Consider the following 19073-nt stretch of genomic DNA (forward strand, 5'->3'; position numbering starts at 1 on the left):
GCCTTATCGCGTATAGGACACCATCGTCAAAAGCTCATACTGGGCGACCTGATCGCTGTCCTGATTGGTCAACGTGACGTTCCAGGCGACTTCGCCATAGGTATCGGTGCGCCGCGTCTTGCGCTTGCAGGTCAGCCGCACCCTGATACGGTCCCCCGGGCTGACGGGTTTCTGAAAACTCAGTCCGTTCAACCCGGTATTGGCCAGCACCGGGCCGGGATCGGGCTGCACGAACATCCCGGCGGCAAAGGACAAAAGCAGGTACCCATGCGCCACCCGGCCCGGAAAGAACGGGTTGGCCCTGGCCGCGTCTTCGTCGGTATGGGCGTAAAACGTGTCGCCGGTGAATTCGGCAAAATGCGCAATGTCGTCCAGAGACACCTCGCGCGGGTCGGTGTGCAACGTGTCGCCGATCCGGATGTCGTTGAAGCTGAGCTGGAAGGGGTGCTGTACGGGGTCCTGCTCGGCGGCGCCGGGTTGCCACTGGCCGGTGATCGCGGCGATCACGTCCGGGCTGCCCTGGATGGCGGTGCGTTGCATATAGTGCAGAACGCCGCGCACCCCGCCCAGCTCTTCGCCACCACCCGCGCGCCCCGGTCCGCCGTGAACCATATGCGGCAGAGGCGCGCCATGACCGGTTGCTTCCTTGGCGCTGCTGGCGCTGTTGATATAGAGCCGCCCATGCCACGCCGCGCTGGCGAGCGTCACCTGGCGGGCCACCTGCGGATCATCGGTCACCAGAGAGGCCACCAGCGAACCGCCACCCCGATTGGCCAGCGCCGCCGCGTGATCCGTGTCGCGATAGGGCATCAGGGTCGATACCGGGCCAAAGGCTTCGAGCGCATGCACCGCGTGCGCCGCATCCGGGTCATCACAGCGCAACAGGGTCGGCGCGAGAAACGCGCCATTGCCCCCTGCGCCGATCAGGTCGACCTGTTCCGGGTCGCCGGTCACCCGCGTGGTTTCCCCGGCCAGTGCCGCGAGCTTGGCAAGCACATCGGCTTTCTGCGCCGCGCTGGCCAATGCGCCCATACGCACGCCATCGGATGCCGGATCGCCCACCGCAACCCCGGCGAGGCGGGCGGTCAGGGCGTCGGTCACCACGCCCATCGCCGATTGTGGCACGATGATGCGCCGGATCGCGGTACATTTCTGCCCCGCCTTGGTGGTGATTTCGTTGGCCGCTTCCTTGATGAACGCCTCGAATGCGGGCGACCCTGCCGCAACATCGGGGCCAAGGATGGTGGCATTCAGGCTGTCCTGCTCTGCATGAAACCGCACCGAATTGCGCATCAGCGCCGGATTGCTCCGCAGGTGCAGCGCGGTATCCGCCGAGCCGGTAAAGCTGACCACGTCCTGCGCACCCAGCCGATCAAGCATGTCGCCAGTGCCGCCGATCACCAGCTGCACCGATCCTTCGGGCAAAATGCCCGATTCGATGATCATCCGGAAACAGGCCTCGGTCAGATAACAGGTCTGGGTTGCCGGTTTCACGATCACCGGCATCCCGGCAAGAATCGCGGGGGCGAGCTTTTCCAGCATCCCCCAGACCGGGAAGTTGAACGCATTGATCAGAACCGCGACCCCCTGCAACGGCACCGCGATATGCTGGCCGATGAACGTGCCACCGCGCGACAGGCCCTCGGCGGCCCCGTCGACATAAACCTGCCCGTCGGGCATCTCGCGCCGGCCCTTGCTGGCGATCACCATCATCGTGCCGATGCCGCCATCGATATCGATGGCCCCGTCCCGCCGGGTCGCCCCGGTCAAGGGGTTGATCGCATAGAGCTCTTCCTTGCGCTCGCCCAGATAAAGCGCCAGCGCCTTGATCATCCGGGCGCGGTCATGAAACCCCATCGCGCGCAGCGCCGGGCCACCCACATTCCGGCCCCAGTCGAGCATGCCCTGAACATCCAGCGCCGCCCCACCGGCCATCGCGATCTGGTCGCCGGTGACCGGCCCGTGAACCGCCCGCGATTCGGCGCCGGGTTCGATCCATTTGCCAATCGCATAGCTTGCCGGTCTCAACATATCGGTTCCCTCCCATGATGCGCGGCCACCATGCCCTGTCTTGCGGGCAAAATCAACACTATTGACCGAGCGGTCGGTTTTATGCAGGGTAGAGGCACCTTGGAGGAGGCAGACATGACACCACAGGAACGCGCCGAACGCAGCGCCGCCGCGATGTGGGCCAGCGATGCGGCGTCGCAATGGCTGGGCATGACGCTGGAAACGGTGGGACCGGGCACGGCGATCATGTCCTTCAAGGTTCAGGATCATCACCTGAACGGCCACCGGATTTGTCATGGCGGCTATATCTTTACCCTCGCCGACAGCGCCTTTGCCTTTGCCTGCAACAGCTACAACCAGGTGACTGTGGCGCAGGAGAACTCCATTACCTACCTGACACCGGGCCAGCCGGGCGAACGATTGACCGCCACCGCGGTCGAATCGGCCCGCACCGGGCGCTCGGGCGTCTACGACGTTACCGTGACCGGCGCGGATGGCCGCAAGGTGGCCCTGTTCCGCGGGTTGTCACGCACCATCAAGGGCCAGAATTTCGAGGAGACATTATGACACACGCTTATCTGTGCGACGGGTTGCGCACCCCCATCGGCCGCTATGGCGGCGCTCTTTCCGGCGTCCGGCCCGACGACATGCTGGCCCATGTGCTGCGCGAAGTCACCGCGCCGCATGACGGGATCGAGATCGACGAAGTGCTGGCCGGTTGCGCCAACCAGGCCGGGGAAGACAATCGCAATGTCGCCCGCATGTCCGCATTGCTCGCGGGGCTGCCCGACACGGTGCCCGGCGGCACGCTCAACCGGCTGTGCGGATCGGGGCTGGACGCGGTCGGTTCTGCCGCGCGGATGGTGCGCTGTGGCGAGGCCGAGGTGGTGATCGCCTGTGGCGTCGAAAGCATGAGCCGCGCACCGCTGGTGATGCCCAAGGCCGATGCCGCGTTTTCGCGCAAGGCCGAAATCTATGACACCACCATCGGCTGGCGCTTTGTGAACAAGGAGCTGCACAGGCATTTCGGCACCGACTCGATGCCCGAAACCGCCGAGAACGTCGCCGCGGATTTCAATATTGAGCGCGCGGCCCAGGACGCCTTTGCCCTGCGCTCGCAAGACCGCGCCGCGGCGGCAATCGCCAGCGGACGGCTGGCGCGCGAGATCACCCCGGTCAGCATCCCGCAACGCCGGGGCGAGCCGAAGATCGTCGATACCGATGAACACCCCCGCCAGACCACGCTGGAAAAACTGGCCAGCCTGCCCACCCCGTTCCGCCAGGGCGGCAGCGTCACCGCCGGCAATGCCTCGGGCGTCAATGATGGGGCGGCGGCGGTGATCGTCGCGTCGGAAGCCGCGGTCGCAAAATACGGCCTGACCCCGCGCGCGCGCATCGCCGGCATGGCCACAGTCGGCGTACCGCCCCGGATCATGGGGATTGGCCCGGCACCCGCCACCGAGATGTTGCTGGCCCGGCATGGGCTGGGCATTGGCGACATCGACACGATCGAACTGAACGAGGCTTTTGCCGCGCAGGGTCTCGCCGTGACCCGCCGCCTGGGCCTGCCCGATGATGCAGACCATGTGAACCCGCATGGCGGCGCAATCGCGCTTGGCCACCCACTGGGCATGTCCGGAACCCGGCTGGCGCTGACGGCGTCGATCACGATGACCGATAACGACATGAACCGCGCCCTCTGCACCATGTGCATCGGGGTCGGTCAGGGCATCGCCCTGTTGCTGGAGAAAGCGTGATGAAAGACCTATCCCCCCGCCCCGGCGACCTCGAAGCAATCGAAACCGCCAGCCGAGACGAGATCAGCGCGCTTCAGGTCAAGCGTCTGAAATGGGCGCTCGGGCACGCCTATGACAACGTGCCGTTCTACAAGGCCAGCTTTGACGCCGCCGGGGTGCATCCCGACGACCTGACAACGCTGGCCGATCTGGCCCGCTTTCCGTTCACCGTGAAACAGGACCTGCGCGACAATTACCCGTTCAACATGTTCGCCGTCCCGCGCGAGAAACTGCGCCGTGTCCACGCCTCGTCCGGCACCACCGGACAACCCACCGTGGTCGGCTATACACAGGGCGATCTGGAGGTCTGGGGTCAGGTCGTGGCGCGCAGCCTGCGGGCGGCGGGCCTGCGGGCGGGCGACATGCTGCACAACGCCTATGGCTACGGGCTGTTCACCGGCGGTTTGGGCGTGCATCTGGGGGCCGATGCGCTTGGCCTGTCGACGGTGCCGGTCTCGGGCGGCATGACGGAACGCCAGGTGCGGCTGATCCGCGATTTCCAACCCAAGGGCATCACCGTCACGCCGTCCTACGCCCTGTCGATCCTGGATGAGTTCAACGCCACAGGCCTGGACCCGCGCGACAGTTCATTACAGGTGGGCGTGTTCGGCGCGGAACCCTGGACCAACGCCATGCGGCTGGAAATCGAGGCGGCGTTCGACATGCACGCGGTCGATATCTATGGTCTCTCCGAGGTCATGGGGCCGGGCGTGTCGATGGAATGCGTCGAAACCAAGGACGGGCTGCACATCTGGGAAGACCATTTCTATCCCGAGATCATCAACCCGGAAACCGGCGAACCGGTTGCCGATGGCGAACAGGGCGAGCTGGTCTTTACCTCGTTGACCAAAGAGGCGTTCCCGATCATCCGCTATCGCACCCGCGACCTGACCCGGCTGCTGCCCGGCACCGCGCGATCGATGCGGCGGATGGAAAAGGTCACCGGCCGCAGCGACGACATGATCATCCTGCGCGGGGTCAACGTGTTCCCGACCCAGATCGAGGAACAGCTGATGACCGTGCATGGGCTGGCGCCGCATTTCCAGATCGTGCTGTCCCGCCCGGATCGCATGGACGAGATGCTGGTGCAGGTCGAGGCCATCGCGGGCTTTTCCAGCAACGAGGAACGTGTCCATGCCGCCGCCGATCTGAAAGGCAAGGTCAAGCGCAATGTAGGGGTGAGCATCAAGGTCGATGTCGCCGACCCCGGCGGGGTCGCCCGCAGTCAGGGCAAGGCGGTGCGGATCATCGACAACCGCCCGAAATCCTGATGCCCCGGGGCGTTGCCAGGGATCATGACGAGAAACGCGCCGCCCTGCGCAAGGGTGCGGCGCGCTACTTTGCCCAACACGGCTATGACCGCGCATCGATGACCGGGGCCGCGCGGGAATGTGGTGTCTCCAAGGCGTTGATCTATCACTATTATGACAGCAAGGAAGAGTTGCTGTTCGACATTCTCATGGCGCATCTGTCCGAGCTGTCCGACAATGTCGAGGCCGCGCGACATGACGCCCTGCCGGGGCTGATCCATGCGATCCTTGCCGCCTATGCGGACGCGGATGCCGAGCACAAGCTGCAACTGGACGCGCTGGCTACGTTGCCACCCGAGATGCAGAAACCGCTGATCGACCTGCAACGCGGGCTGGTCACGATCATGTCCGACGCGCTGGCCGCCGAGAATCCTGGGCTCACCGGCGACCGGTTGCGCGCCGCGACCATGTCGGTTTTTGGTATCCTCAACTGGTTCTACATGTGGAACCGCCCGGGCAAGGGGCTGAGCCGCGCGGAATATGCCGATCTGGCCACCGATTTCGTGCGCGGCGGGCTTGCCGCTCTTTAAAGCGGCGGCAGGCAAATCTTCATACTTTGCGTCCTAGACTGTTGCCGTTGACAGGGTGAACAGACGCGGGGCGCAAAATGATACGACCGGATCGCGTGCGGGGCGCGGGGCTGATTCTGGTGCTGCTGCTCCTTACGGGCGGGGTGCTAGCCCAATCCGGACAGATCAGCCGGGTCACCGACCCCGGCGTGCGCGATCGCATGATGGCGATGAATGCCAATAGCGCGGCGCTGGCGGTGCTCAGCGACATGATGGGCGGGCGCGCGGTTTTCGATCGCGCCCGCGCCCGCGAGGCGCGCCGCAAGCTTATAGCCACCACCGGGCGCATACCAGCGCTGTTTCGCAAGGCGCATTCCGATCCCCTGTCCAATGCCAGCCCGCAGATCTGGTCAAACTGGTCCGGGTTCAAGGAACAGGCGAAATCGGCACAGCGGGCGGCGCGCGGGCTGAACGTGTCCACGCTGCCGCGCCTGCGCCAGACGGTGCCGCGCATGGTCCATGCCTGCCTTGCCTGCCACCGGTCCTTTCGAAGCGACATCCGGTAACGGCGTTGCCGCGCCGGTGTCGGCCCGACCGTTGCACCGGTCAGGCCGCGGATCGACGGCCCTACAGGGCCGCGCGCATCATGTCCGGCGTCATCGGCAGGTGACGCAACCGCACGCCAACCGCGTTGTAAATCGCGTTGGCGATGGCCGGGGCGATCCCGGTAACACCCGGCTCGCCCAAGCCAACCGGTGCTTCGGTACTGTCGACCAGTTCGATATGCAATTCGGGCGCGTCGATCATGCGCAACGGCGTATAGCTGTCGAGATTGCGATCCCTGACCTGGCCGGCCTCGATCGCCGTGCCCTCAAACAGCGCCATCGACACGCCCCACAGCGCCGCCCCCTCGCATTGCGCCCGCGCGCCGTCCGGGTCGATGATGGTGCCGGCATCGATCACCAGCCACAGTTTCTGAACCTCGATCCGCCCGGTTTCGCGATCCACATGCACCTGCACGGCGGTGCCGTTCCATGTGGGCATCTCGCGTTCCTGCCCAAAGGTCGAGGCGATGCCGATGGCGGTATCGGCGGGCAGGTCGCTGCGACCGTGGCCCGAGAGCTCGGCCACCCGTCTGAGCACATGCGCCTGCCGGTCCGCGCCCCCCACCGAATGCGGTGCCGTGCCCGCATTGTCACCCTCGGCGCGAAGATGCGCCAGGCGAAAGGCCACCGGGTCCTGACCGGCCCGGTGGGCGATCTCGTCCATGAAGCTCTCGACCGCAAAGTTGGTCCAGCCGGGCGCGATCGAACGCAGGAACCCGGTGCGGACAGTCTGGCTGGCCAGATCGTTGGAGATCGCCCGGATCCGGTGCGCGCCCACATCGTACCAATGGTCCGCGCCGGAAATCGCCGCCGAGTCATAGGGTGCGCCATTGATCCCCTTGGGCATCGACGTTTCCGGACGCACGGTGCGCGACGGCCATCCTGCGGCGGCGCTATGTTCCAGGCCCTGCACCCGGCCATCCTCGCCAAGGGCCGCCCGCAGCTTTTGCACGCTGGGCGAGCGGGGACAGTCGATCAGGCTGTCATCCTCGCGGAAAAACACCAGCTTGACCGGGGTTCCGTCGAGCGCCTTTGACGCCAGTGCCGCCGCCACCACGTAGTCGCCGAAGACCCGCCGCCCGAAACCGCCGCCCAGCATGTGGCCGCGAATCGTCACCTGCCCGTCCTCGACCCCAAGCGCCTTCTGGACCCAGGCCTGCATCAGCGCCGGCCATTGGCTGCCGGTATGGACCTCCCAGACGCCCGCATCATTGCGAAACGCGGTTGCGTTCATCGGCTCCAGCGCGAAATGCAGCACCGTCGAAGTGGTGAATTCCGCCTCGGCCGTATCCGCGGCGGCCTGAAACACCGGCGCGGTATCGGGGTTTGCCGTCGCAAGAACCGCACCGGCGGTTTCGTCTGCGATCAACTGGCGGGACAGGGCCTGAATATCCGCCTCGGACACGTCGGCGGTTTCCCCCGCCTGCCAATCCACCCGCACCTGTTCAGAGGCCCATTTCGCCGCCATAAGCGTCTGCCCGAGCACCACCACCATGCCGGGAACAACGCCGGTCGGGTCATCCAGCGCCACGGTTCGCAAATAGCCTTTCTGGTTGGCCGCCTCGCTGTCGTCGATCGACACCACCCGCGACCCGGTCCGCGTCGGCGGGATCAGCGGTACGCCATAGACCATGCCATCCACCTTGGCATCCAGCCCATAGATCGCCCGGCCGTTGGTCTTGTTCGCGATGTCGAGCGCAGCCACGTCCTGTCCCACCAGTTGCAATTCGGAATGCGGCCTCAGCGGCAGGTCCCTCAGCTCGTCCTCGGTGAAATGACGCGACAGACCGGCGGCGACCAGCGCGCCGAAACCGATGCTGTTCTGCCCGTCAGAGACCTCTCCGTCGCGGGCCGCACAGGTTGCCGGATCGACTCCCCAGGCGGCGGCTGCGGCCTCGATCAGTGCGATACGCCCCGCGGCGCCCGCCTGCCGATAGACCGACCATCCCGACCAGACCGACCGGCTGCCGGCGGTGGGGCCGCCACCCCATTGCGGCGCATGGTCGACATGGGTGATGTGCACATCCTCCCACGCCGCGCCAAGTTCGTCGGCAAGAATCCGTGCCATGGCGGTGCCGATATGCTGGCCCATCTCGGCGCGCGCGATGTTCACGTTGACCTGCCCGCCGGCGTCGATGCGATACCAGATGCTCGGATCGAAAACCTGGCCCGTCGGGGGCAATGGTGCCGTATCCGGTGTTGCCGGGTCGAACGCGGCGCGCCCGTGACGTGGAAAGCCAAAGGTGATGCCCGCCGCGGTCATCGAGATCAGAAAGCCACGCCGCGTCAGCGCCGGCGTTTCCCGTTGGCGCGGGTTCCGGATAGTGTCGGTCATGGCTCAGTTCCCCTTCATGGCGGCGGCGGCTTGGCGCACCGCGTTGCGGATACGCGGATAGGTCATGCAGCGGCACAGGTTGCCGGTCATCACCGCGTCGATATCGTCATCGCTTGGGTCGGGCATGTCCCTGAGCAGCGCCGCAGCCTGCATGATCTGACCCGACTGGCAATAGCCGCATTGCGGCACCCGCAGGTTGCGCCAGGCTTCCTGAACCGGGTGGTTGTCCTGGGGGTCGAGCCCCTCGATGGTTGTCACCTCGGCCCCTTCAACCGCCGAGATCGGGGTGATGCAGGCTCGGGTGGCCTGACCGCCCACATGCACCGTACAGGCACCGCACATGCCGATGCCGCATCCGAACTTGGTGCCCGTCAGGCCCAGCTCATCCCGGATTGCCCACAGCAGCGGCGTATCGGGGTCCGTGTCCAGGCGCAGGTCGCGCCCGTTTACCTTGAGAGAAATCATCGCTGGCTCCTGTCTGTTCAATGGTCGTCTGCGCCGCGGATCCGGGAAACCGTGGCCACGAGGTCGGGCCATGCCGCGTAATCGGTGCGCGACGCGCGCAGATAGGCGGCAATGGCGGCGATCTGCTGATCCGAAAGCGCCTGGCGGAAACCGGGCATCACGACACCGTCCATGCCCTCGTGATTGCCAACCCCGTTCAGGATCACCTGCACCAGGTTGTCCGGTGCCTCAAGGCGCGTGGCCGAGTTGATCCCGAGATCGGGCCGCCCCGGAGCGATCCGCGTCGCGTTGTAATGACAGGCCGCGCAGGCCGAGGCATAGAGCCGCTCGCCCTGCTCCAGCCGATAGCCGCCATCGGGCTTGCCGGCGGTCAGGCTCGCGGTGATCGCAGCCTCGGCCTCGGCCTCGCTCTGCGGCGTCCCCACCCGGTCACCCAGATAGACGCCGATGGCATCAAGGTCGCTATCGGGCAATTCCCGCAGCCCGGCATGAACCACCGGTGCCATCGGCCCGGCGGCAACCCCGTGATCGCGGGTCACACCAGTTTTCAGATAGGCGGTGAAATCATCCGCCGTCCAGCGGATCGAGGCCGGGTTGTCCGCCGTCAGGGCCGGGGCAATCCATTGGTCGATCTCCGCCCCTGCGAAATCCTGCGACCGGTTCTCGGCCCCCAGCAGGTTGCGGGGCGTGTGGCAGGCGCCGCAATGGCTCGCGCCTTCGACCAGATAGGCACCGCGATTCCATGCATCCGATTTGTCCGGGTCCGGTTCGAACCGGCCCAGGTCGACAAAGAGCAGCTTCCAGCCCGCCTGCCAGATCCGCAGGTTCAGCGGAAAGGGCAGACCGTTCTCGGGAACGGTGTGGCGCACCGGTTTGACCTCGGTCATCAGGTAGGCATAGATCGCCCGCACATCCGCATCGCTCATCAGCGTGAAATGATCGTAGGGAAAGGCCGGGAACAGGTGCCGGCCCTCGCGGTCAACACCCTGGTGCATTGCGCGGGCAAAGGCCGCCTCGGAATAGGCACCGATGCCGGTTTCGCGGTCCGGGGTGATATTGGTCGCATAAAGCGTGCCAAAGCCGGTTTCCATCCCATAGCCGCCAGCATAAGGCGCGCCGCCCGGAACGGTGTGGCACTCGGCACAGAAACCGGCAGCGGCCATCAACCGCCCTTGTTCGACGACCTCCGCGGAAAACATCGGCATGTTGTCCGCTTTGGATGGCGCGATCTCGGGGCGATAGGCAAAGGCGGCAAAGGCGGCAAAGCCACCTATGCCGACCACCGCAAGGCCCGCCAGTGTGATAAGAGCTTTCCTGAGCATGTGATCCTGCGCCTCCTGTCAGTTCGTCACGGTGATTTCGGGCACCACGGACATGCCGACGCGCATCGCGTCCATGCCCGGCTGGCCCGGGTCGAGCGCAATGCGCACGGGCAGCCGCTGAGCGACCTTGGTGAAATTGCCGGTGGCATTCTGCGCCGCCACCGGGCTGAAGGTTGCGCCGCTGGCCGCACCGACCGAGTCGACCCGTCCGGTGAACCGCATACCCGGAAGCCCGTCGACCGTGACCTCGACCGGTTGGCCCGGCGCGACACGGGCCAGCTGCCCCTCGCGGAAACGCGCCTCGATATAAATGTCCTGCAATGGCACGATCGCGGTCAGCGTGGCCCCCGCCGCCGCATAGGCCCCGACGCGCAGGTTCATTTGCGAAATGCGTCCCGGAATCGGCGCGGTAATCGTCAGGTAGGACAGCACCAGCCGACTCTGGTCCAGCTGTGCGCTGGCCTGTGCGACGCTGGCGCGGGCGGCCTCGATCTGGGCATCGAATACCGCGAGCTGCTGCCGGGCCGCCTCGTGCGAGGCGCGGTCGCTGTGCAGTGCGGCCCGCGCATTCGCCAGATCGGTCACGGCCTCGTCCAGCGTGCGTTGGGGCACCGAGTTCTTTTCGAACAATTGCCGCGTGCGCTGCTCTTCCGTCACCGCAAGGTTCAGCGTCGCCTCGCCGGCTTCGATCGCGGCATCCGACTGTTCGATGATCGACGCCTGGATGCGCTGCTGGCTTTCCAGCACCCTGAGATTCGCGCGCGCCGCATCAAGCGCCGCCTGTGCCGTCTGCACGGCGATCAACTGGTCGCGCTTGTCCAGCTCGGCCAGAACGTCGCCCGCCCGGACCTGTTGGTTCTCGCGCACCAGAACCTCGGTCACGGTGCCGCTGACGCGGGGGGCGACATTGGTGAAATCGGCCTGTAGATAGGCATCGGTCGTGGACTGGACCGCGCGGGCGGATTCCGGTCGGTTGATCAGCACACCCGCCGCGACGATTGCCGCGCCAAGCGCCCCCAGCAATAGAATTTTCCTGTTCATGATGGCTTGTCCGTGTTGTGGGGCGCGGCGGGTTCGGAACCCGGCGCCGGGATATGTTGGAACAGCAGCCCGGCGGGAACGACCGCCAGTGCCAGCACGCCGAGCACGCGATAGACATCGGCATTGGTCAGCGCGGTTGCCTGTGCCGAAATGACCGCGCCCGCCCCTGCCACATCCGCCTGCGATGGCAGGTGGTTGATGACCAGGCCCAGACGATCGCTGAGTACCGTCATGTGCAGATGTTCACGCACCACCTCCAGCCGCCCGACCAGCGCCACCCCCGCAAGCGTACCGAAAGCCCGCAGTGTGTTCACCAGACCGGCAATAAACGGGCCTTCGGACGGGGCAACGACACTGGTGGTCAGGAACAGCATCGGGATGATCGCAAGCGGCTGGCCCACCGCCTGCATCAGCTGCACGGGAACGAATTCGCGCCATGTCCAGGTGTCGTCAAGATGCGCCGCCGCCATGCAGGACGCGCCGATCAGCGCCATTCCCGCCGCAAAGAGCAAACGGGCATCGACCCGCCGGTTGTACAGCAGCCCCGCCACCACAAAGCCCAGCAGCAATTGCGGCAAACCGATCAGCAACCCCAGCGGCGCGGCCTGCATGGCGCGGTAGCCCTGGGTTGCGGCAAGGTGATCCAGCGGCAGCGACGCCCCCGAATACAGCGCGATCAGGATAACGACAAAGGCGGTGAACCCGACATAGAGGTTGCGCCGCTCAAGCAGTTGAAAGCGGATGAACGGGGCGGGATGGGTCCATTCCGAGACCAGGAAAACCAGGATGCACAACGCACCTGCAAGCAGGCAGAAGCAGACAAGCGGTGAATTCAGCCAGTCCAGCCGGTTGCCCTGTGCGATGCCGATGGCGATCAGGGCCAGCCCCGGCGCACCGGTCACCAGCGCCAGCCAGTTCATGTCGCGAAACCGCGCCCAATTGACCGGCTCACGGGGCAAGCCCCACCCCACCAGCGCCGAGCACAACACCGCAACCGGCAGGAATTGCCACGCGACCCATCGCAAATCGCCAACACCGTCGCTCCATTGGCCGACCACCCAGATGGCGATATTCGGCGTGAACGTCGCCGTCAGCGCATACAGCGCAAGCCCGTGCAACCGGATCGGGGGCGGCAAGAAGCGCAGCGCCATCATCATCAGCAGCGGGATCAACGCGCCGGCGCTGATGCCCTGCACAAAGCGCAACACCAAGAGCAGCTGGGTGTTCTGGATCAGCGGCGTGACCATCGCGATCCCTGCCGCGATCCACAACACCCACAGATAAAACCGGCGTACGCTGAACGTGACCGCGAACCAGCCCGCAAAGGGCATGACCAGAAGCTCACCGGCGGAGTAAAGCGTCGCGATCCACGAACCCTGGTCGATGCCGATGCCCAGAACGCCGCGAATATCCGCCAGCGCGAGGCTGCTCGCACGGCTGTTCAGCCCCGACATCATCGCCGAGATCAGCACCCCGGTCAGGGCCGCCGCGACGGGCGCGGGGATCAGGGGGGGCCGGTCGGCCCGATCCGCAAGAGGCATGGCAGCAATGGTCATAATACGCCCTGTGTTGGCGAAAGCGGCGGCGGCGTCCGGCGCGGCCATTGACCGCCCGGGACATCTTGAATCGGCCGGTAATCGCAATTACCGTTTGATCGCAGGGATATGGTAACGCCCATTACCGCGTCAACATGGAGTGATGACATGGCAGGTTTGCAAGAATGGCAAGGCGGCGGCCAACGGCGCGACGCGATCCTCGCGGCGGCGGCAGAGCTGTTCTTTGAACAGGGTTTCGCGGAAACCAGCATTGACGCAATCATCAAGCGCGTTGGCGGCTCCAAGCGCAATATCTATGCGCTGTTTGGTAACAAGGCGGGGCTGTTCAAGGCCATCGTGGTCGAGAATGCCGAGCAATTGTTCAGCGAGCCGGTCCCGGAACCGGGCAGCACCGAGCGGATCGACGAGGCGCTGGAGGGATTCGCGCTCCGCTTGCTGGAGCTTGTCACCAACCCGCGCACCCGCGGCATCTATCGGCTGATCACGCGCGAGGCGACCCGGTTCCCCGAACTGGGCCGCATCTATTTCGAACTGGGGCCCCGGCGCGGCCGCGACTGGCTGGCCCGGACGCTGACGGTCGCGGACCAGAGAGGCGAGGTCCGGGTCGATGACCCAGAGCTGGCCGCGACGCATTTCCTGGGCATGGTCCGGGGCGACCTGATGTTCGAGCTGCTGCTCGGGCAACGCGAGGCGCCGGACCCCGCCGAACTTCGCCTGCGCGCGAGAACCGCTACGGCAACCTTTCTGGATGGCATCCGCGCCGATTCCGTATGACAGGCGGACCGGCTATTTCAGCGCATAACCGGCCGCATAGGTCGCGGCGATACGGGCGAGGATCGTCGCCCGGTCCATGTCGTTTGGAAACCGCGCCGGGTTGGTGATGGCCAGATCATATTCCGGCGCGCCGTTCACCATCCAATGCGCCAGGTAATCCCCCGCGCCGCCCCCGGTGCCGATCCCCACGGTAAAGCCGCTGGCCAGCCACATGCCGGGCAACCCCGCAACCGGCCCGAGCAGCGGCATCCCGTCGGGCGTGTAACAGATCGGGCCGTTATTGACCGTCTTGATCCCGGTCTCTCCGAAACAGGGAAGCCGCTCGATCACCCGCTCAAGCTCCGGCATCAGCCGGTCGAGGTCGGGCGGCAACAGCTCTTCGGTGAAATCCTTGGGGATGCCGTCGATGGCCCAGAATTCCGGGTTCTGCTCATAGACACCGCAGAGGAATCCATCGCGTTCCTGCCGGATATTGGCGGGTGCGCGCGGGTCGCGCACGGTGGGCAGCTCGACCGGATTTGCTGCCAGCGCCGCGACTCTTTCGGTAATGAATTCGTGGTGTTGAACCGCATAGAGCGGCAGGTTCAACCCAAGCGGTTCGGCAAGTTCACGGGTCCAGAAGCTGGCGGCCAGCACCACGTGATCCGCTTCGATCATGTCGTCATCGGTGCGGATGCGCCACCTGGACCCCGCCCGTTCGATGGCTCCAACCGGTGTGTTGGTCATGATCCCGGCACCGGACTGACGCGCGGCCCGGGCCAACGCATAGGTCGCCCCCGAGGCGTCCACATGGCCATCGGTCGGCGTATGCGCCGCCCCACACAGATCGTCCACGTTCAGCAGCGGATAGATCCCGGCCACCTCGGCGGGCGAAATCACGTGATAGGGTATGTCCAGCCCGGCATATAGCGGTTCCAGCGCCCGATAGGCCGCCAGTTCGGCCTCGCTCGTGGCGAGCCGCAAGCTGCCGGTCTGGTGAAAACCGACCGATTGCCCCGACAGGGCCTCGGCTTCGAGATAGGTCTTGATCGACCCGGTGAACAGCCGCGTCATCGCGGCATAGGGCCCGAAATAGGTCGTGTTGCCAGCCGCATGCCAGGTCGAGCCCGAGGTCAGCTGGCGTCGTTCGAGCAGCAGGGCATCGCTCCAGCCGCGCTTGGCCAGACCGTACAACACCGCACAGCCGACGATGCCGCCGCCGATCACGGCAACCCTGGTGGATCGTGTCATGTTCCAGACTCCTTGAATGTCGAGAGGGGGATAGAACGGCGTCTCGTGCGTGATCCCGGCCGGGTTCGCATCAGGATGTCTTGCATTATGGGATGAAACACCTCTATCATGGGATAGTTGCATCATATCCCGCCATCTTGTCAAGACCGCAAAGGAAACCACATGCCCGAGAGTTCGATCCTGACCAAGGCGATGGCGATCCTCGACCTTGTGGCCGGGGCGCGCGCAGCGCTTACCCTTGCCGAGATCACCGACATGAGCGGCCTGCCCCGCAGTTCGGCGCATCGCCTGCTTGTGCTGCTGCGGGACGCCGAGGCGCTGGCCTATGACAGCGAGCGCCAAACCTACAGCCCGGGGCCCCGGTTGATGCGGTGGGGGGTTCAGACCCAGACCACCCGCAACCTGGCCACCGTGGCCGCCCCGCATATGAACACCCTGGGTCGCGATACCGGGCTGCGGGTCGCGTTGTCGGTCCTGGATGCCCGGTCGGTGCTGTTCGTGCATACAAATGAACGCGGCGCGCCGTTTCGGCTGGCCCCCCGGGTCGGGCAGCATTCGCCGCTGCACGCCACGGCGGCGGGCAAGCTGTTCCTGGCGGGGATGAGCGATGAGCGGCGTGACGCGGTGCTGGCGCAGTATGATTTCGAAGGTTGCACCGAATTCACCATCACCGATGCCCCCGCCCTGCGGGCGGAAATCGCACGGGTAAGAGAACAGGGCTTTGCGGTCAGCGCCCGCGAGGAATTCAGGCAGATCTGCGGTATCGCGGTCCCGATCCTCGACGACCGGGGCCAGACGCTGGCGGCGCTGAGCCTATGGTCGGTCGGCGAGGATGACCTGATGACACGGCTTGCCGGCGCTCTGGCGGATCTGCGCCGGGCGGCTCTGGCGATCGCCGTCGGCTTTGGCCAAAGCCCCGCCTGAGCAGAACATCGCGCTTCGCTGCGATTGCGCTTGCGCACCGATACAAAAGACCGCACCTGCGCCGACAGCCACATCTGGTATTTGAGTCTCATGGATATCGTTCTCGTCACCACCATCATCGCCTCGCTGTTCCTGGTCATCGGGGCCGCCGAACCGCTGGCCGCGCGGCTGCGCCTGCCCTTCAGCGTGATCCTCGCGGTGCTTGGGGTGATGATCGGGGCCGGCGCGATCTTCTTTCTGCAAACCGAGCTGACAGACGCGCTGAACCCGGTGGCCGAGGCAATTCTGGGTCTGCCGATCCGCTCCAACGCCTTCCTCTATGTCTTTCTGCCGACGCTGCTGTTTCAGGCGACGCTGGGGATGAACCTGCGCCGGATGCTGGACGATTGGGTTCCGATCCTTGTGCTCGCGGTGGTGGCCGTGGTCGTGGCAACCCTGAGCGTCGGATATGCGCTGTCCTGGGCCAGCACGCTGCCGCTCGCCGCCTGCCTGCTGATCGGGGCGATCGTGTCCACCACCGATCCGTCGGCGGTGGTCTCGATCTTCCGCTCCATTTCGGCCCCGCGCCGGCTGGTGCGGATCATCGAGGGCGAAAGCCTGCTGAACGATGCCGCCGCCATCGCGCTGTTTGGCCTGTTCATGGGGTTCGTGATGCTGGGCATTCCCGACCCTGATCTCGGCGAAGCGCTTGCGCGCTTTCCGATGCTGATCATCGGCGGCGCGGTCACCGGCTGGATCGCGGCACGGTTCGCGGTCTGGATCATGGCCCTGTTCAGCCGCCACGAACTGGCGCAATCCTCGATCTCGGTGGCGTTGCCCTACCTTGCCTATATCGTGGCCGAACAAAGCATCGGCGCGTCGGGCGTGATCGCGGTGGTCGCCGCCGGGCTGACGATGAACCTGACGGCGCCGGGCCGCCTGCCGCCGCAAGCCTGGACCAAGCTGCGCGAGCTTTGGGACGTGCTGGCGCATTGGGCCGGTGCGCTGATCTTTATCCTGGCGGCGCTGCTGATTCCGCGCCTGCTCGAAGATGCGGTGATCGGGGATTTCCTGCTCGTTCTGGTGGTGGTCATCGCCGCAGTTGCGGCGCGGGCGGTGATCCTGTTCGGGCTGTTGCCGCTCTTGACGCTGTTCAAACTGTCGCCCGCCGTCGACCGCCCCTATCGCGTGGCGATCCTGTGGGGCGGCCTGCGCGGGGCGGTGACGCTGGCGCTGGCGCTGGCGGTGACCGAGAGCTTTCGGGTGCCCGACGGGATCCAGCGCGTGGTGGGCATTCTCGCTACGGGCTTTACCCTGTTTACCCTGCTGGCACAGGGTACGACATTGCGGTGGGTCATCGGGCGGCTGGGGCTCGACCGGTTGTCCCCGATCGACGAGGCGCTTTCACGCCAGGTGGTCGCGGTCGCCTTGCAGACCGTGCGCGAAGACGTGGCCAGCACCACCGGAAACTATGAGCTGAGCCGCGACACCGTGCGCTCCGAGGCCAAGAGCTTTGCCGAACGTCTGGACGCCGCGGTCAAGATGGCCGAGGACAGCGCCGACATCCTTGATCGCGACCGGATCACCCTGGGCCTGATCGCGCTGGCCGGTCACGAGCGGGACACCATCCTGTTCCGCCTGCGTGAACGGACGATCTCGGCCCGGATGGCGGAACAGGTTCTGTCCGATGCCGACCGGCTGATGGAGGGCGCGCGGACACAGGGGCGCAGCGGCTATCAACGTGCCGGCCGCCGCAGCTCTGCCTATGGCCGGTGGTTTCGCGCCGCCGTGTTGCTGCACCGCCGGCTGGGCATCTCGCGCCTGCTGGCCCGGATCACCGCCGACCGCTTCGAGCTGTTGCTGTCGCAGCGGCTGATCCTGCGCGATCTCGGTGCCTTTATCGATGGCCGTATCCGCCGCATTCACGGGCGGCGCGTCGCCGAGTTGCTGCATGAATTGCTGTCGCGCCGGATCGAAGCGGTGGAAACCGCGCTCGAAGGGCTGCGGCTGCAATATCCCGGTTACGCGGAAAAGCTGGAACGCCGCTTTATCCGCCGCACCGCGCTGCGGCTGGAAGAGCGGGAATACACGGTGATGCGCGAGGACGGGCTGATCGGGGCCGAGGTATACACCTCGCTCATGCAGGATCTGAACGCCCGCCGCGCCGCCGCCGAGCTGCGTCCACACCTGGACATCGCCCTGCAAAAGGCGGCGCTTGTCCGGCAGTTTCCGCTGTTTGCCAGCCTCGACGACAAGACGCTGAAACGCCTCGGGCGTGTGCTGGAATCCCGCTATGTCAATGCCGGCGACATTCTGTTGCGCAAGGACGAGACCGCGACGCGGGTGTTCTTTATCTCGTCCGGGGCGGTGGAACTGGAGAGCGCCGCTCAGACCTGGCGGCTTGGCCGTGGCGAGATGTTCGGGCAGATGGCGATCCTGATGCAGAAACTGCCCCGCGCCGAGGTCCGCGCCATCGCTCCGACCACGCTTCTGGTGCTGGACCAAGACCGGTTCCGCCGGCTGCTCGACCGGAGCAAGGCCGTTCGAAAGGCGGTTCAGGCCAGCGCCGAAAAGCGGGGCATCGAACCGTCGCGCCTGTTCCCCGAAACCGGGGAACAGCCATGACCATCGCGGTCACGGGCGCGGCATAGCCCTATGACGCGTAGACGTGCGTTCCCCGGATCGGGTAGTCGTTTGCCGGATCCTTGATAAAGCCAAGCCCGTTGACCATGTCGGAAACCGCAGGGCGCGCAAATGGCACGTTGGAGATATCGGCAATCAGCAACACGCCATCGCCATTCACCACGAACAACCCGGGTTCGGAAAAGGGGCGCTCGCCTTCGCGTTCGTTCCGGGGCTGCGAGGCATAGAGCCCGAGGCGGGCCATGTCGGTCTCGCTCAGATCGTACCCGACCGGGAATCCGAGATCGAGCGCGGCGATCTGCTCTTGTGTGCGGGCCCCGGTATCGGCGGTGACGGCAACGAAATCGACACCGATCTCGGCCAGTTTGCCAAGCGCCGCGTTCCATTCCCCGAGGTAACGCGTGCAGATCGGGCAATGTTTGCCGCGGAACACCACCACGACCTGCCAGTCCTTGCCCTCCTTGGGCTTGCCAAGGGTCATTTCTCCGCCGCCGACAAGCGGCACGGATACGTCAGGAAAGGCCTGACCAGATACAAGACGGTTCACGGACACGATATAACCTCCAGGATTGCA

The 19073-nt window shown here is 65.7% G+C and carries 16 protein-coding genes; 8 read left to right on the plus strand and 8 right to left on the minus strand.

The features are described 5' to 3' along the window. Positions 1-3: 3 nt before the first annotated feature. Positions 4-2031, minus strand: coding sequence for a phenylacetic acid degradation bifunctional protein PaaZ (paaZ, locus tag ACP15R_RS07225; RefSeq protein WP_424985721.1), 2028 nt, complete (start codon positions 2029-2031; stop codon positions 4-6). Positions 2032-2145: 114 nt separating this feature from the next. Here paaZ and paaI point away from each other — a divergent pair, with 114 nt between their 5' ends. From paaI to ACP15R_RS07250, 5 genes are all read left to right on the plus strand, one after another. Then, positions 2146-2577 carry a hydroxyphenylacetyl-CoA thioesterase PaaI gene (gene paaI, locus ACP15R_RS07230; protein WP_424985722.1) on the plus strand — a complete coding sequence of 144 codons (432 nt, stop codon included), beginning with the start codon at positions 2146-2148 and terminating at the stop codon, positions 2575-2577. Continuing rightward, on the plus strand, positions 2574-3767 hold the full coding sequence (pcaF, locus tag ACP15R_RS07235) for a 3-oxoadipyl-CoA thiolase (RefSeq protein WP_424985723.1): 1194 nt from the start codon (positions 2574-2576) through the stop codon (positions 3765-3767). Before paaI ends, pcaF begins: the two co-directional genes overlap by 4 nt. Then, positions 3767-5077: a phenylacetate--CoA ligase PaaK gene (gene paaK / locus ACP15R_RS07240; protein ID WP_424985724.1), complete on the plus strand. Its 1311-nt coding sequence runs from the start codon at positions 3767-3769 to the stop codon at positions 5075-5077. The genes pcaF and paaK overlap by 1 nt, the downstream gene beginning before the upstream one ends. After that, on the plus strand, positions 5077-5646 hold the full coding sequence (locus tag ACP15R_RS07245) for a TetR/AcrR family transcriptional regulator (protein WP_424985725.1): 570 nt from the start codon (positions 5077-5079) through the stop codon (positions 5644-5646). Before paaK ends, ACP15R_RS07245 begins: the two co-directional genes overlap by 1 nt. 77 nt (positions 5647-5723) lie before the next feature. Beyond that, the gene (locus ACP15R_RS07250; RefSeq protein ID WP_424985726.1) at positions 5724-6191 is read left to right on the plus strand and encodes a c-type cytochrome; all 468 of its coding nucleotides are present in this window, start codon (positions 5724-5726) and stop codon (positions 6189-6191) included. 61 nt (positions 6192-6252) lie between these two features. Here the strand turns inward: ACP15R_RS07250 and ACP15R_RS07255 are convergent, their stop codons facing one another. From ACP15R_RS07255 to ACP15R_RS07275, 5 genes are read right to left on the minus strand one after another with little or no spacing between them, the layout of a single operon-like run. Then, positions 6253-8565: a molybdopterin cofactor-binding domain-containing protein gene (locus ACP15R_RS07255; RefSeq protein ID WP_424985727.1), complete on the minus strand. Its 2313-nt coding sequence runs from the start codon at positions 8563-8565 to the stop codon at positions 6253-6255. Between the two features lie 3 nt (positions 8566-8568). Beyond that, the gene (locus tag ACP15R_RS07260; protein ID WP_424985728.1) at positions 8569-9030 is read right to left on the minus strand and encodes a (2Fe-2S)-binding protein; all 462 of its coding nucleotides are present in this window, start codon (positions 9028-9030) and stop codon (positions 8569-8571) included. 17 nt (positions 9031-9047) lie between these two features. Continuing rightward, positions 9048-10352 (minus strand): c-type cytochrome, encoded by a 1305-nt coding sequence (locus ACP15R_RS07265; protein ID WP_424985729.1) that lies wholly within the window; start codon positions 10350-10352, stop codon positions 9048-9050. A gap of 18 nt (positions 10353-10370) precedes the next feature. Next, positions 10371-11393, minus strand: a complete 1023-nt coding sequence (locus ACP15R_RS07270; RefSeq protein WP_424985730.1) for an HlyD family secretion protein — start codon at positions 11391-11393, stop codon at positions 10371-10373. After that, positions 11390-12949, minus strand: coding sequence for an MFS transporter (locus ACP15R_RS07275; RefSeq protein WP_424985731.1), 1560 nt, complete (start codon positions 12947-12949; stop codon positions 11390-11392). Before ACP15R_RS07275 ends, ACP15R_RS07270 begins: the two co-directional genes overlap by 4 nt. Positions 12950-13096: 147 nt before the next feature. Between ACP15R_RS07275 and ACP15R_RS07280 the strand changes: the two genes are divergently transcribed. After that, positions 13097-13723, plus strand: a complete 627-nt coding sequence (locus ACP15R_RS07280) for a TetR/AcrR family transcriptional regulator (protein WP_424985732.1) — start codon at positions 13097-13099, stop codon at positions 13721-13723. A 12-nt stretch (positions 13724-13735) separates the two neighbouring features. Here ACP15R_RS07280 and ACP15R_RS07285 read toward each other — a convergent pair whose 3' ends face one another. Beyond that, a complete protein-coding gene (locus tag ACP15R_RS07285) occupies positions 13736-14953 on the minus strand; it encodes an NAD(P)/FAD-dependent oxidoreductase (RefSeq protein ID WP_424985733.1) in 1218 nt (405 codons plus the stop codon). Between the two features lie 162 nt (positions 14954-15115). Between ACP15R_RS07285 and ACP15R_RS07290 the strand changes: the two genes are divergently transcribed. Then, a complete protein-coding gene (locus ACP15R_RS07290; RefSeq protein WP_424985734.1) occupies positions 15116-15877 on the plus strand; it encodes an IclR family transcriptional regulator in 762 nt (253 codons plus the stop codon). 90 nt (positions 15878-15967) lie between these two features. Continuing rightward, positions 15968-18481, plus strand: a complete 2514-nt coding sequence (locus ACP15R_RS07295; protein WP_424985735.1) for a cation:proton antiporter — start codon at positions 15968-15970, stop codon at positions 18479-18481. A 28-nt stretch (positions 18482-18509) separates the two neighbouring features. Here ACP15R_RS07295 and ACP15R_RS07300 read toward each other — a convergent pair whose 3' ends face one another. Next, positions 18510-19052, minus strand: a complete 543-nt coding sequence (locus tag ACP15R_RS07300; RefSeq protein WP_424985736.1) for a redoxin domain-containing protein — start codon at positions 19050-19052, stop codon at positions 18510-18512. Positions 19053-19073: the final 21 nt, after the last annotated feature.

The sequence above is a fragment of the Microbulbifer sp. S227A genome (assembly GCF_049800935.1).

Bases quoted from the DNA above. Each gene is read 5' to 3' on its own strand.
- paaZ (WP_424985721.1), bottom strand. From the start codon at position 2,031: ATGTTGAGACCGGCAAGCTATGCGATTGGCAAATGGATCGAACCCGGC.
- paaI (WP_424985722.1), top strand. From the start codon at position 2,146: ATGACACCACAGGAACGCGCCGAACGCAGCGCCGCCGCGATGTGGGCC.
- pcaF (WP_424985723.1), top strand. From the start codon at position 2,574: ATGACACACGCTTATCTGTGCGACGGGTTGCGCACCCCCATCGGCCGC.
- paaK (WP_424985724.1), top strand. From the start codon at position 3,767: ATGAAAGACCTATCCCCCCGCCCCGGCGACCTCGAAGCAATCGAAACC.
- ACP15R_RS07245 (WP_424985725.1), top strand. From the start codon at position 5,077: ATGCCCCGGGGCGTTGCCAGGGATCATGACGAGAAACGCGCCGCCCTG.
- ACP15R_RS07250 (WP_424985726.1), top strand. From the start codon at position 5,724: ATGATACGACCGGATCGCGTGCGGGGCGCGGGGCTGATTCTGGTGCTG.
- ACP15R_RS07255 (WP_424985727.1), bottom strand. From the start codon at position 8,565: ATGACCGACACTATCCGGAACCCGCGCCAACGGGAAACGCCGGCGCTG.
- ACP15R_RS07260 (WP_424985728.1), bottom strand. From the start codon at position 9,030: ATGATTTCTCTCAAGGTAAACGGGCGCGACCTGCGCCTGGACACGGAC.
- ACP15R_RS07265 (WP_424985729.1), bottom strand. From the start codon at position 10,352: ATGCTCAGGAAAGCTCTTATCACACTGGCGGGCCTTGCGGTGGTCGGC.
- ACP15R_RS07270 (WP_424985730.1), bottom strand. From the start codon at position 11,393: ATGAACAGGAAAATTCTATTGCTGGGGGCGCTTGGCGCGGCAATCGTC.
- ACP15R_RS07275 (WP_424985731.1), bottom strand. From the start codon at position 12,949: ATGACCATTGCTGCCATGCCTCTTGCGGATCGGGCCGACCGGCCCCCC.
- ACP15R_RS07280 (WP_424985732.1), top strand. From the start codon at position 13,097: ATGGCAGGTTTGCAAGAATGGCAAGGCGGCGGCCAACGGCGCGACGCG.
- ACP15R_RS07285 (WP_424985733.1), bottom strand. From the start codon at position 14,953: ATGACACGATCCACCAGGGTTGCCGTGATCGGCGGCGGCATCGTCGGC.
- ACP15R_RS07290 (WP_424985734.1), top strand. From the start codon at position 15,116: ATGCCCGAGAGTTCGATCCTGACCAAGGCGATGGCGATCCTCGACCTT.
- ACP15R_RS07295 (WP_424985735.1), top strand. From the start codon at position 15,968: ATGGATATCGTTCTCGTCACCACCATCATCGCCTCGCTGTTCCTGGTC.